Here is a 13,424-nt window from a genome sequence, read left to right on the forward strand (position 1 = left end):
TGATCTTGCGCATGAGCGGCAAGATCATTTGTTCAGGGCAGTCTCATCGACAAGAAAGCTTTCCGCTATTTCACTAAACTGGCGTTAGTCAATTCAAAAGTCAGCACCGGTGCATCGGTGATCTGCTGCAGCTCCACGGCATAGGTGATAACTTTTCCGTCTTCGCCGGTAAGATTGATGAACGGTATTTCCAGCTTACCCGTGGCCTGAGTGAAAACTGTCGCATCGTCACGGAAACGTTCAGCCAGCGGTTCAGTTTGTGACACTTCGAATCGAAGCGGCGAGCTCCCGGCGAGCATTTGCATGCGAACGCGGTAAACGGCGTCGCCACCACCGGAAAATCGTGCAGTGACAGCGGGGATATCCACCGCGCTGCCATCAAATCCGGCATTCGGGATCAGTTTGTAAACGGTGCCGGTTTCGCCGAATGGAGTGCCGGTGGTGTTGCCGAGCACGTAGAGTTCGCCGTCGCCGTCCTGTCCGAATCCCATTACCCAAAAACCCGGTTGGGCGCGATCCGTGAGATCCAGCTCAAAGATGGCGCCGCCATCGGTATAAAAGATCCGGCCATCGCCGTTGCCGGTTTTGGAAGCATCGCCGAATACATATTTGCCTTGCAGATCGGTGATGGTGTTGCCGTGATAAACAAATCCGCCGATGATCGCGGTGCCTTCGTCGTGGTCGTACTGCACCACCGGATCTTTAAAATCGCCCGACACCGCTTCATCGGTGACAAATCCGGCACCAGTACCATTCGGGTCAAAACGGAAACTTCCTTCCTTCAATCCCCAGCCATAATTACTGCCTGCCTGAACCAGATTGACTTCCTCGATCGCGTTTTGCCCGACATCGGCTAACACCAATGCGCCGGTTTGCGAATCGAAAGAAAAGCGGAACGGGTTGCGGAAACCGTATGCATAAGTTTCGCGAAGAACGGTCGCTGAACTGACGAAGGGATTGTCGCCCGGAATGCCGTAGCGGCCGTTATCCGAATTCGTTCCCAGCGGATCAATCCGCAGCAAGCTGCCGAGCGGATTAGCTGGATTCTGGCCGTTGCCGTCTACGCCATGGCCGCTCATCGGCGCGCCGGTGAATGTTTGGCCATCGCGATCGTCAGCGCCGCCGCCATCGCCAAAAGCGATATACAGTCTTCCATCCGGACCGAAATTGAGCGCGCCGCCGTTATGATTGAATTGCGGCTGATCGACAGTCAACAGCAAGCGATTGTCCATGGTTGCCGGTTCTGACGTAAAGGCGGTGAAATTCAATTTCCACTCGCGAACGGCGGAACGATGATTCGCCGATCCGCCGGGTGGAATGGTGGAAAAATCGCTATTTGTTGACGCCGGCTCCGAGGTATAGGTATAGACCAGTTCGTTGCTGGCATACTGCGGATGAAATGCGAATCCTAGGAATCCGCGCTCATCGTACGATTCGCTGCCAAAAGCGCCGAGCGGCACCAGCAACGTGGATAAATCGAAAAATAATTTACTGCCATCGGCCAAGTTAATTCGCCACAATTTACCGTTTTGATCGCTGACATATAAATGCTCGGAGTCACCCGGCGCTGAAACGCCCCAGTTCGGCGCGGCCAGACGCGTTGCAACGGGTTTTAAGCGTACGCGGATGGCGCCTTTCCCGATTGCTGCAGGAATCGGGTTATCCAATCGCTTAGCTAAAGCTATGTCATTGGCAGCGGAATCCCGCGCGATGGCCTGGCATGCCAGCCCCAGTAACGCAACAAACACGATCAGTTGAAAGATTTTCATGAGAGACCTCCTGTTGGCAGAATGAGGGTTCGACAGATTGAATCGTGGTACGATTTGCTTATCGCAAATAGGAAGTTTTTATAGCTGTTGTTCCACTGCTAGGTAACACGATAAGCTATTTTGACCGGCATGACAATGCAACCCGCTGCTAGAATGCGAATCGGCGATGATCCGCGGCGTTCATCCGAATCAGTGATCAATCATTTGTTTTATAAGCACTTATTAATTTCATTCGATTGTTATGCGTGTCTATTTATCGTCGACCTTAAACGATCTGCTCCCTGAACGGCAAACGGTCAGGGAGGCATTGGGCGGCGAGTGCGTGGTGGTCGAAAGTTACATCGCCGACGAGCGCAGCGTGCGGGATAGTTGTCTTGCCGATGTGGCTGGTTGCGAGCTGTATATCGGTATCGTCGGGCGGCGTTATGGACACATACCAGACGGAGAAACCCATTCCGTTACCGAACTGGAATATCACCAAGCGGTAGCATGCAATATCCCAACCTTGGTTTTTATCAAAGACGATGACGAGATCAAAGGCAAATTCCACGATGCCGTCACCCAAGAAAATCCGCCGCAGTTAATCGAAGCCTTCCGGCAGCAGATCGCCAGCCGCGCCGCGTTTTTTAAAACGGTGGAAGATTTGAAGGCACGAGTCGTGAAGGCTTTTTTCCATCACCTTCAGCGACATCAAACACCGCAACGAAAACGTATCGAAGGCGAACCGTACCCTGGTTTGCGCGCTTTCAGGATGGAAGAATCCGACCGTTTTTTCGGGCGCGATGTTGAGATCGAGGATTTGATCGAGCGGCTGCTGGCGCGTAACGACCGTTTCATCGCGGTGATCGGACCATCCGGCTCGGGCAAGTCGTCGCTGGTGTATGCCGGATTGATCCCGGCGCTGAGCCAAAGTCATGCCGGTGGTATGCGTTGGCACTCAGTCAGTTTTTCTCCGCGTGAATTGGGTGACGATCCGTTCCTGCCGCTGGCAGCCGCGTTGAGCAAAGCGTTTCCCGGTCACGGCTGGCGTGCGCCGGACCTGTCGCAGCGATTGCGCGCCGATCCGGCCAGCATCGCAGCCATTGCCGAAGAAGCCATACAACTGCAAGGTACAAATGCGCAATTGCTGCTGTTTGCCGACCAGTTTGAAGAATTGTTCGCGGTGAAGGTCGATGCAGCCGTGCGCGATGCGTTCTTTCGATTGCTTGCGGCTGCGGCGGCCAGTCCACGGCTGCGTGTCGTGGTGGCGATGCGTTCCGATTTCTACAGCCAATGGCCGCAGGACGAAGTCAGTGCCGCCTTGCTTCGCAGCGGACATTATTCCGTCGGCACGCCCGGCGCTGCCGCCTTGGAAAAAATGATTGTCGAACCCGCCAAAGTTGCCAGGCTCGCCATTGCGCCGAAGCTGGTGCAACGCATCCTCAGCGATACCGGCATGGCGCCGGGTGCGTTGGCGCTGGCGGAATTCGCGTTGGCGCAGTTGTATGCGCGCAGAGAGGGTAACGAACTCACCGAAGCCGCGTACGATGCGATCGGTGGCATCGCCGGGGCGATTAACGGTCTGGCCGAGGAAGCGGTGACACGCGCGCAACAAACTAACAACCTGGACGAGGAAACCTTTTCGCGCTTGTTTCTCGACATTGCCAGCGTCGAGCAGCGCAACGACGACGGCACCGGATCGCTGACGGTGGTACGCCGCCGGGCGCAGCCGCGCGAGTTATCGCCACCGGCCTTGCAACTGGCGCAGCAGTTGATCGAGCGGCGCATTCTGGTCAGCCGCCAAGATGGCAACGATCAACCGGCGGTCATTGAAGTCGGGCATGAAGCGGTGTTCAGTCACTGGCAACGGTTCAAGGATTGGCACGCACATTATGCTAACGATCTGGCGTTGCGCCGCCAGGCCGAGCAAGCCGCGCGCGAATGGCATCATCAACAGCGCCCGCCGCTATTGCAATGGGGTTGGGAACGGCAAAAACCCGTCATTCTTGCTCTGGCCAACCTGCACCGGCTTGTTGCACCTGCGCTGGATGCGGATTTCAGCGACCCGGCTATCGTTGTTTGGGGTTTGCTGGAACCACGATTAGAGCCAATGCTACGGCAATTTCTCTACCCGGAACCGCTGCGATTGCTCGACGAACTCAATTCCGACGCCACTACCCACCAGCGGCGCGAGGAAATCGGCCTGCGCTTGAATCAAATGGGCGATCCGCGCCGCGGCGTTGGCCTGGATAAGCAGGGATTGCCGGACATTACGTGGATCGATATACCGGCTGGGGAAGTAACGCTGGAAACCGGTGATCATTTTCAATTTGCGGGCTTTCGTATCGCGCGCTACCCGATCACCTGGGCGCAGTACCGCGCGTTTGTCGATGCCAAGGACGGTTATAGCAACAAAAAATGGTGGGGCGGCTTGGAAAAAGGGAAAAAGCCGGGCGATCTTCTGTGGGCGTTTGATAATTATCCGGCGATCAATGTTACCTGCTACGACGCCATAGCGTTCTGCCGCTGGTTGAGCGCGAAGCGCAAACTGACCATCCGGCTGCCGGCGGAATGGGAATGGCAATGGGCTGCCATCGGCAGTACCGGGCAGGATTATCCTTGGGGTGACCAATGGCATCCGGCGCGAGTCAATTGCTATCAGGCAGGCATCGGGCGCACCGTAGCAATTGGATTATATCCGTTGAGTCGCAGCCCATTCGGCGTCGACGATATGGCAGGTAACATTTGGCAATGGTGCCTGAACGATTATGATCAACCTAACGGTATTACCTTAATGAGCGGTCGGTCCCGTGTGGTGCGCGGCGGTTCCTGGCGGGACGTTCCGGGCAACGCGCGCTCGGCGGCGCGCTACGGCTACCATCCGGTCTATCGCTACGGCTCTTTCGGTTTCCGGGTGTTATGTTCGTCCCCCATCGTTGAAATGCTACCCGCTGCGCCGCTGAACGCTGAAAAGCTGATGCGCTGAACACTGAGCGCCGCGTAGCGGCGCTCGCGGCCGGCTGCGGCAACAATACCCCCGGCTGCAGTTGCTTACCGGTTGGTTGCCGGTGTGTTGGAACGCGGTCCGATCAATACGCATTGTCTTTTTTGAAGACGACGAGGACGGTTTTGAAGATGATCCAGAGGTCGAGCCAGATGGACCAGTTTTTGAGGTAATAGAGGTCGTGTTCGATGCGGGCTTTCATTTTTTCGAGGGTTTCGGTTTCGCCGCGCCAGCCGTTGACTTGGGCCCATCCGGTGATGCCGGGTTTGGCTTTGTGGCGCAACATGTAGCCTTTGATGAGTTTGCGGTAGAGCTCGTTATGTGCAACGGCATGGGGGCGGGGGCCGACGATGCTCATTTTGCCTTCGAGCACGTTAAAAAATTGCGGCAATTCGTCCAATGAAGTGCGCCGCAAAAAACCGCCGATTCTGGTGAGTCGCTGGTCGTTTTGCTTGGCTTGCTGGATGTTGGCGCCGTCTTCGGTGACGGTCATGGAGCGGAATTTGTAGACGATGATTTCTTCGCCATTCAAACCATAGCGGCGTTGCTTAAAGATAACCGGGCCGGGGGAGGTGAATTTCACCGCCAAGGCAATGCACAGCATGACCGGGGATATTAGAATCAGGATCAGCAGCGCCAGCACGAAATCGCTGGCGTTTTTCACCACGCCGTCGATGCCGGTGAACGGTGACTCGTTCATGGCGACCACCGGAAGATCGCCGATATATTCGAAGCGCGCTTGCATCAAATCGAAAATATAGATATCCGGCAGAAAATAGATCGACGTGGTGGTATCCGGCAGTTCATCCATCAGTTTCTGGATGCGCGGTTGCGATGCCATCGGCAGGCTGATGAACACCATTTCGATATTGTGTTTTTGAACGTAGGGCACGACATCGGTCAATCCGCCTAATCGCGAACCGAAGCTGTCCGGCCGGGTAACCGGCTCGGTCGATTGCAAATCCGCTTCTTCATCGGCCTGAGGGCCTGCAATATCGGCGATCCGTGAACTGCTGCGCTCATCAAAGAAGCCTTGATAGCTGATCAGCAAGAAAGGCAGATCCGCGATGTGCTTGATGAATTGCAGACTGGTTTCGTTAGCGCCGATAACGACCGCCGATCGTAATTCACCTTTGTTGTAGAGATTGGCAACGATGCTGCGCACGATCAGATGGCTGATAATCAGCATCAACGGCGTAACGGCAAACCAGGTCAATAACACCTGCTTGGAAAACTGGTTGTGAAACTTGGTGGCGTAACCGAGAAATATCAAAATGGCGATAATCACCAGCCAACCCATGATGGTATCGCGCACATACGCAAGCAGCCGCCCTTTGCGCCAATTGCGGTAAATCAGAATACGCTCGTAAATATAGGTGGAAACGAAGAAGGTGATGATCACCAGCACCAGGTAGTAACTGGTAAAGTCTTCGTGATACATCCAGGTGGTTAATATCAGCATGCTCCAGATAATGAAAGGATCGAGCAAATGCTTGAAAAAAGCGACGATGGGTAAATCGTTGACTGTCATTGTCTTCCGTAAGTATATTGCACACCGAGGGTGGCGCCATTGGCGTTAAACCCGCCCAGCGCCTGATCGGTTTTTAAATCCATGTGATAAGCCGTGGCCGTCAGTTGTAATCCGCGGTAAGGCACGTAGGTGAGCCGCATGGTTGCATTGCGGATGGTATTGTTAATACCGAGCGGCAACGCGCTATCGGTTAAAAGCACAAAATTATTAAAATCCCGTGTCTCATAAGAGAAATCTCCTTCCAACCTGACTTTGCGCGAGATATTCCACGAAGGGATAACGCTGACGCCGGTATTAAGGCTATAACTCGCAGTCAGTGCTTGCAAAGCGCCGGTTTCGCGCCAGCCGTTGACTGTCAGTCCAATTTTTTCCGTTGGCTGCCATTGATAAGCCAGCCGGGCGTTAAAGCCGCTGAAATCCCGTTCCGAGAAACTGGCGTTGGTACGCTCCACCCATCCGCCGCGCCAGGTGAAATTGGATTTTCCTGTAACCGCCCAGACCACCCGGCTCATTATCTCTTTCTGATGATAGCTGTTATCTCTGGCGGAACCGTCCGGTGCTCTTACCAATACCGGGAAATCACCAATGGCGTAACGAAAGTCGATACCGACGGTATTGCGATGCGCGGTTATGTAATCGATACCGCCTTCAAACCGATCCTCAGTCCGATTAAGAAAACGGAATATGTTACTGGCATTATTGCTCCCCGTACTCAGATCATAGCGTAAATAATCGGCAGTCAAGCGCCAACTGGGATGAAAGCGCCATGCGCCATTAAAAAACGCTGTTTGTTCGGTACGAATATTTTTTAACCCCGGTTGAAACAAAAATGGCGCTAACGATTGCACATAGCTGGCGCCCATATTACCTTCCAGCCGGTTGCCGAGATACCAGTTCCAGTTGCCGTTGATACTTTTCAGATCATTGTTTATTTGACTGAATCGTTCAAAGCGCGTATGCGTGAAATTCGCATTGGCGGTTAAGCGCTGCCGGCTGATTTGCTTCTCAAACATCATCCCGCCGGTCAGGCGATGGGATATGTCAAACAGGTTGCGCGTCCCCAGTAATGGCTCGGGATCAACTCTGTCGCGAATACGCAACATGTTGTCATCAGCAGTAAAGGTGTAATTGCCATAAGGTTTTAATACCCGGCCTATCACAGAAGCAGAGGCCATCGAACTAGAGAGCAGCACAAGAGATGAATACAATAGGCATAAACCAATGAATCGCAGAGCGCAAACCGGGCTGCGCCTAAAATACCGTTGCATGAATCTGGAATGGGTTTCTATAAATGAGTACCTCATGGATTGGATCTCAGAACTTTCCGTAATCGGATATCAGTGATTCTCGACAGAGCATACCGCTTTTGCTTTACATGTTCTCATAAAACTATTTTATACCAACACTTTTTGCACCTTCTATCTACCCCTTTCGTCTTACTTACAACAGTTTTTACATTAGTTTAATTTTATAAGCTAAATGCTTTCAATAATAAATAACGCGAATAGCGTAGTTAAATTGCATGAATTCATTAAAAAAATAGGTATAATCAAAACTTTTTAAATTTTCTTGACAAATTATGAATAACTATCTCTTTACTTCCGAATCTGTTTCAGAAGGCCATCCCGATAAAGTGGCTGATCAAATTTCCGACGCGGTTCTTGATGCAATTTTAAGTCAGGATGCAAATGCTAGGGTTGCTTGCGAGACATTGTGCAGTACTGGATTAATTGTACTATCCGGGGAAATTACGACGTATGCGTCGGTCGATTACAATATCATTGCACGCGAAACGGTGAAGCGTATCGGTTATACCAGTTCGAACATTGGTTTTGATTCGACGACATGTGCAGTATTAACAGCTTTTAACAAGCAATCGCCAGATATTGCACAAGGGGTCAATCGAACAAAAGAAGAAGAAATGGATCAAGGTGCAGGGGATCAAGGGCTTATGTTTGGTTATGCCTGCGATGAAACACCGCAGTTGATGCCGATGCCAATTTTTTATGCGCACCGATTAGTGGAACGCCAAGCTGAGCTTAGGAAAAAAGGTCAACTACCTTGGTTACGTCCTGACGCAAAATCACAGGTTTCGGTGCGTTACGAAAATGGTAAGCCAAAAAATATAGAAACGGTTGTGATTTCAACCCAACATGATCCTGATATTTCACATCAAGCATTATCAGAAGCAGTAATTGAAGAAATTATTAAGCCAATACTGCCGGCTAATATGATTAGCAGCCAGATTAAATATCTGGTAAATCCTACAGGGCGCTTTGTTGTCGGAGGTCCGATGGGGGATTGCGGTTTAACTGGCCGTAAAATCATCGTCGATAGCTACGGCGGAGCAGCGCACCATGGCGGGGGTGCTTTTTCAGGAAAAGATCCATCCAAAGTTGATCGTTCCGCGACTTATGCAGGCCGCTATGTTGCTAAAAATATTGTGGCTGCAGGAATTGCGAGTAAATGCGAAGTGCAGGTTGCTTACGCAATCGGCGTTGCGAAACCGGTTTCCTTGATGGTCAATACATTCGGAACAGGCAAGATCGCTGACGACAAAATTGTTCAATTGATCGAGAAACATTTCGATTTGCGTCCTCGGGGCATTATTCATGCGCTGAACTTATTGCGTCCTATTTATTCTCAGACTGCGGCATACGGCCACTTTGGCCGTGAACTTCCTGATTTTACTTGGGAGGCTACCGATAAAGCGGCGCAATTGCGTGCCGATGCCGGGCTTTAAACTTTCCCCGATAAGTGCCGTCAACCATCGATCTTATCATTTCCTCTATGCTGAGGAGCGCTGCAACGGTTTTTTCCGTGAGGCTCAGCATAGATGGGGTAAATCACAACTGCGCTCGTTCATATTTTTAGGAGATGACTATGAACGCTGTGCCAAATTCAAATGGCGGTTTTTTTAATGACTTTAAAGTAGCGGATATTTCCCTAGCGGAATGGGGAAGGAAAGAGATTGCGATTGCCGAAACGGAAATGCCGGGATTAATGGCATTACGTAAAGAATACGCGAATCAGAAACCGTTAGCGGGAGCTCGAATCGCGGGCTCATTGCATATGACGATTCAAACAGCGGTGCTCATTGAAACTTTAGTAGCTTTGGGTGCGGAAGTGCGTTGGGCGTCATGCAATATTTTCTCAACACAGGATCATGCTGCGGCTGCCATTGCTGCAAAGAATATTTCAGTATTTGCCTATAAAGGCGAATCTTTGCAAGATTATTGGGAGTATGCGCACAAAATTTTTGAGTGGACCGTTGACGGCCAACCAAGCGGCGCTAATATGATTCTGGATGATGGTGGCGATGCCACGTTATTACTAATTCTAGGTACCAAAGCTGAGAAAAACCCGGCAGTTATCGCTAATCCAGGTAATGAAGAAGAATCTGCATTGTTTGCAGCAATCAAAGCTAAATTAGCTACCAATCCTGATTGGTACTCTAAAAATCTTGCACGAATTCGCGGTGTGACAGAAGAAACCACAACCGGTGTGCATCGATTGTATGAAATGCAAAAGAGCGGAGAACTTCCGTTTCCAGCCATTAACGTCAATGATTCTGTCACAAAATCGAAATTTGATAATCTTTATGGCTGCAGGGAATCGTTGGTGGATGGTATTAAACGTGCAACAGACGTTATGATCGCTGGAAAGATTGCAGTAGTCTGCGGCTATGGCGACGTCGGTAAAGGCTGTGCGCAGTCGCTACGGGGTTTGGGTGCTACTGTCTGGATTACCGAGATTGATCCGATTTGTGCACTACAAGCAGCGATGGAAGGCTATCGTGTAGTAACAATGGACGATGCCTGCAGCCAAGCGGATATTTTTGTAACTGCAACTGGCAATGTTCGAGTAATCACGCACGATCATATGCTGCAAATGAAAGACCAAGCAATTGTTTGCAACATAGGCCACTTTGATTCGGAAATTGATATTGCCTCGGTGCAAAAGTATACGTGGGAAAATATTAAACCACAGGTTGATCACGTCATATTTCCAACCGGCCGCCGTATTATCGTGCTTGCGCAAGGCAGGTTAGTGAATCTAGGTTGTGCGACAGGACATCCGTCTTTTGTGATGTCCAGCTCATTCACCAACCAGGTATTGGCGCAACTTGAGTTGTGGCAGCATGGCGCAAATTATCAGAAGAATGTTTATGTATTGCCAAAACATTTGGATGAAAAAGTTGCAAGATTGCATGTCGGAAAGCTTGGTGTAAAACTGACAGAGTTAACCGATGAACAGGTTAAATATCTGGGATTGAACAAGGAAGGTCCTTATAAACCTGAAATGTATCGTTATTAATAATTAAATATGGCGGGAATTAATTGATCGGATTCGATACGATTAATTCTCGCATCTTAATGATTAGAATTACATGTTAGGTAATTGCATAATCATCGATGACGTTCAATTTTAGCTAAGCCTCTAAATGGAATCACAGAAAAAATTCGCTCCTGCGTTCAGTTTTGAGCTTTTCCCCCCCCAAACTCCCCAAGGGATAGAAAAATTACGATTAACCCGGCAGCAATTGGCAAAGCTTAAGCCGAAATTTTTTTCAGTAACTTTTGGTGCGGGGGGATCAACCAGGGAAAGGACACTGGAAACGGTGCTGGAAATTCATGCCGAAGGCCATAACGTTGCACCCCATTTGTCCTGTATCGGATCGACACGTCAAAATATCCACTCCATCTTAGATAGATACTTCCAAGCGGGGATACGGCAAATTGTTGCCCTACGCGGTGATTTACCTTCCGGTATGGCGCAACCGGGAGAATTTCGATATGCCAGTGAACTGGTTGCTTTTATCCGGGAAGAATTTGGCTCCGCATTTCATATCGATGTGGCAGCTTATCCAGAATATCATCCGCAAGCGCGTTCCGCGCAATTCGATTTCGAGAATTTTAAGCGGAAAATCGAAAATGGTGCTAATTCGGCGATTACACAATACTTTTATAATGCGGACGCATATTATCATTTTGTGGAATCTTGCGAAGCGGCAGGTGTGAATGTACCCATAGTTCCAGGGATAATGCCTATTAATAAATTCTCGCAACTCGTTAGATTCTCGGATTCATGTGGCGCTGAGATCCCTCGATGGGTTCGAAAAAAACTCGAAGGGTATGGCGATGACAGCGAATCCATTCAGGCATTTGGACTCGATATTGTGACCGATCTTTGTGATAGATTGCTTAATGCAGGTGCGCCTGGCCTGCATTTCTATACTCTGAATTCTGCTGATCTAACTTCCATCATCTGGCAGCGGCTGCAACTTTCAAGCCGGGGGCATTAACATCACCAGCCACACGATCCCGTTGCGTTGATTAGAAGCTTGTTTCAATCAAATCAATGAAAATCGAGGCATGTATCTGAAATGATTTTTTTCCTGATTATCTGAGTCGGATATAATGCATGCCATCTTTGTGAAAGTGAAATTTGAATGCATGAGGCTTCGATATGACAGACAAAAAAACAACAGACGATTCTTTGGCGGCAGAAACACCAACTGTGGAAACCGTAATTCCTGATATGTCACCAATGGATGCATGTATTTTGCATGCACGAGAAATCAAAGACACGCAACTCGATAAAATAAAAAGTAAAAACTATGATTTTGCACCGGAATTCCGTGACTTGACCCTTCAGCTCTACTTGTTCGGAGTTATGTGGAAATTTGCTGAGAATTTAGGCAATGTTGAAGATCCACGGGAATTGGCGTTCACAGCACTGCAAACCATGATGATGCAAGATAAACTACAAAAGCAGAAAGCTATCAAGAGAACCGAATTTCTGAAAAAAATGTCGAAACTTGAAGATGATCACGATGCGCTTGCGGTGGCTATCGGTTATGAATCTGAACCAGATGATAATAGTCTTGCTGAGGTTTTTGATCATTATGTTGATGATTTACAAGTTTCGGGCGCGTTTTGGCGTTTGTATGATCGCGGTAAAAAAATTATGTTATATGGCGGGTTAGGCATCGCTTTTGTGGTGATTTGGTTTATTACATTATTCATGCCAGGAAATAGTGCAATAGCTATTCTTGCTGCAGGACTCATTTCAGCCGCGATTTTTGTGATTCCGGTATTCTTGATCGGTGTTTTTATCTATCACACCAAATTGAAAAAAGCCAAACAGGCTAGCTAGTTTTCTGGCCGCCATTCGGAAGTTTTATGTTTGATAATTGACAGAAAGGCGCTTAATAAACAGCAAATTATGGTTATTTTCTTATAAATGAGCACGCAGATAATTGATGGCAAGAAGATAGCCGAGTCAGTTCGGACAGAATGGCGGGCGCGGGTTGAGAAACTGATTCAGTCAGGTATTAAACCCGGGTTGGCTGTCATTATTGTCGGTGATAATCCGGCTTCTGCCATTTATGTGAGAAATAAAGTCAAAGCTTGCAGTGATATTGGCATTTATTCCGAAGTGCATAGCTTCCCGGAGAATGCGGATCAAAATGAGGTTTTGGCATGCATTCAAGCATTGAATAATAATCCCCATATTCATGGAATTTTAGTTCAATTACCATTACCAGCGCACTTTGAAAATAATCGGATAATCACTTCGATCGCGATTGAAAAAGATGTGGATGGTTTTCATTTCTATAATGTTGGCGCTTTAGTAACCGGTAATACCATCTTTTCCCCCTGCACGCCATATGGTGTGATGGTAATGCTGCAACGAAATTTAATTAATGTTGAAGGCCAGCATGCAGTGGTCGTCGGGCGCAGTAATATCGTCGGTAAGCCCATGGCAATGATGCTGTTAGAGCAAGGCGCTACTGTCACTATCTGCTCGTCTAAAACCCGCGATCTTTCCCAATTTACTAGTAATGCGGATATTTTGGTTGTTGCAATCGGGAAGCCTCGTCTAATTACAGCCGGGATGGTAAAGCCCGGTGCAGTCGTAATCGATGTTGGTATCAATCGATTGGCCGATGGGAAGCTATGTGGTGACGTTGACTTCGAGTCTGTCAACGGTACTGCCGGTTATTTATCGCCGGTGCCAGGTGGTGTAGGGCCCATGACAATTACCATGTTGCTTTGCAATACAATATTATCGGCAGAACGTGCTCAGGCCGGCGTTAGGATGAGCTATTCGAAATAACCTTTCAAATATAGTACCT

At 49.3% G+C, this 13,424-nt stretch carries 9 protein-coding genes and 1 riboswitch; of the genes, 6 read left to right on the plus strand and 3 right to left on the minus strand.

Annotated features, from left to right (window positions below; translation table 11 throughout):
* Positions 1 to 65: 65 nt before the first annotated feature.
* A complete protein-coding gene (locus ACV7NC_RS01360; protein WP_458153639.1) occupies positions 66 to 1,769 on the minus strand; it encodes a PQQ-dependent sugar dehydrogenase in 1,704 nt (567 codons plus the stop codon).
* Between the two features lie 241 nt (positions 1,770 to 2,010).
* On the opposite strand from ACV7NC_RS01360, the gene ACV7NC_RS01365 reads away from it, so the two are divergent.
* On the plus strand, positions 2,011 to 4,734 hold the full coding sequence (locus ACV7NC_RS01365; RefSeq protein ID WP_458153640.1) for an nSTAND1 domain-containing NTPase: 2,724 nt from the start codon (positions 2,011 to 2,013) through the stop codon (positions 4,732 to 4,734).
* 103 nt (positions 4,735 to 4,837) lie between these two features.
* On the opposite strand, the gene ACV7NC_RS01370 is transcribed toward ACV7NC_RS01365, so the two are convergent.
* Together ACV7NC_RS01370 and epsL are read right to left on the minus strand one after the other, a co-directional pair.
* On the minus strand, positions 4,838 to 6,283 hold the full coding sequence (locus ACV7NC_RS01370) for an undecaprenyl-phosphate glucose phosphotransferase (RefSeq protein ID WP_458153642.1): 1,446 nt from the start codon (positions 6,281 to 6,283) through the stop codon (positions 4,838 to 4,840).
* Positions 6,280 to 7,587, minus strand: a complete 1,308-nt coding sequence (gene epsL / locus ACV7NC_RS01375; RefSeq protein WP_458153643.1) for an XrtB/PEP-CTERM-associated polysaccharide biosynthesis outer membrane protein EpsL — start codon at positions 7,585 to 7,587, stop codon at positions 6,280 to 6,282. The genes ACV7NC_RS01370 and epsL overlap by 4 nt, the downstream gene beginning before the upstream one ends.
* A gap of 275 nt (positions 7,588 to 7,862) precedes the next feature.
* Between epsL and metK the strand changes: the two genes are divergently transcribed.
* From metK to folD, 5 genes are all read left to right on the plus strand, one after another.
* Positions 7,863 to 9,026, plus strand: a complete 1,164-nt coding sequence (gene metK, locus ACV7NC_RS01380; RefSeq protein ID WP_458153645.1) for a methionine adenosyltransferase — start codon at positions 7,863 to 7,865, stop codon at positions 9,024 to 9,026.
* Between the two features lie 46 nt (positions 9,027 to 9,072).
* A riboswitch (S-adenosyl-L-homocysteine riboswitch) is annotated at positions 9,073 to 9,150 on the plus strand.
* 16 nt (positions 9,151 to 9,166) lie between these two features.
* Positions 9,167 to 10,600 (plus strand): adenosylhomocysteinase, encoded by a 1,434-nt coding sequence (ahcY, locus tag ACV7NC_RS01385; RefSeq protein ID WP_458153646.1) that lies wholly within the window; start codon positions 9,167 to 9,169, stop codon positions 10,598 to 10,600.
* Between the two features lie 127 nt (positions 10,601 to 10,727).
* Positions 10,728 to 11,588 (plus strand): methylenetetrahydrofolate reductase [NAD(P)H], encoded by an 861-nt coding sequence (gene metF / locus ACV7NC_RS01390; RefSeq protein ID WP_458153647.1) that lies wholly within the window; start codon positions 10,728 to 10,730, stop codon positions 11,586 to 11,588.
* Between the two features lie 164 nt (positions 11,589 to 11,752).
* Complete coding sequence (locus ACV7NC_RS01395) at positions 11,753 to 12,442, plus strand: hypothetical protein (RefSeq protein WP_458153648.1); 690 nt, start codon at positions 11,753 to 11,755, stop codon at positions 12,440 to 12,442.
* 87 nt (positions 12,443 to 12,529) lie between these two features.
* Positions 12,530 to 13,405, plus strand: a complete 876-nt coding sequence (gene folD, locus ACV7NC_RS01400; RefSeq protein ID WP_458153649.1) for a bifunctional methylenetetrahydrofolate dehydrogenase/methenyltetrahydrofolate cyclohydrolase FolD — start codon at positions 12,530 to 12,532, stop codon at positions 13,403 to 13,405.
* The last annotated feature ends 19 nt before the right edge of the window (positions 13,406 to 13,424 follow it).

Source organism: Nitrosomonas limosa (assembly GCF_054188085.1).

What these genes read in the sequence shown, in the direction of transcription:
- ACV7NC_RS01370 (WP_458153642.1), bottom strand. Translation starts at nt 6,283, where the DNA reads ATGACAGTCAACGATTTACCCATCGTCGCTTTTTTCAAGCATTTGCTC.
- metK (WP_458153645.1), top strand. Translation starts at nt 7,863, where the DNA reads ATGAATAACTATCTCTTTACTTCCGAATCTGTTTCAGAAGGCCATCCC.
- ACV7NC_RS01360 (WP_458153639.1), bottom strand. Translation starts at nt 1,769, where the DNA reads ATGAAAATCTTTCAACTGATCGTGTTTGTTGCGTTACTGGGGCTGGCA.
- ahcY (WP_458153646.1), top strand. Translation starts at nt 9,167, where the DNA reads ATGAACGCTGTGCCAAATTCAAATGGCGGTTTTTTTAATGACTTTAAA.
- metF (WP_458153647.1), top strand. Translation starts at nt 10,728, where the DNA reads ATGGAATCACAGAAAAAATTCGCTCCTGCGTTCAGTTTTGAGCTTTTC.
- folD (WP_458153649.1), top strand. Translation starts at nt 12,530, where the DNA reads ATGAGCACGCAGATAATTGATGGCAAGAAGATAGCCGAGTCAGTTCGG.
- ACV7NC_RS01395 (WP_458153648.1), top strand. Translation starts at nt 11,753, where the DNA reads ATGACAGACAAAAAAACAACAGACGATTCTTTGGCGGCAGAAACACCA.
- ACV7NC_RS01365 (WP_458153640.1), top strand. Translation starts at nt 2,011, where the DNA reads ATGCGTGTCTATTTATCGTCGACCTTAAACGATCTGCTCCCTGAACGG.
- epsL (WP_458153643.1), bottom strand. Translation starts at nt 7,587, where the DNA reads ATGAGGTACTCATTTATAGAAACCCATTCCAGATTCATGCAACGGTAT.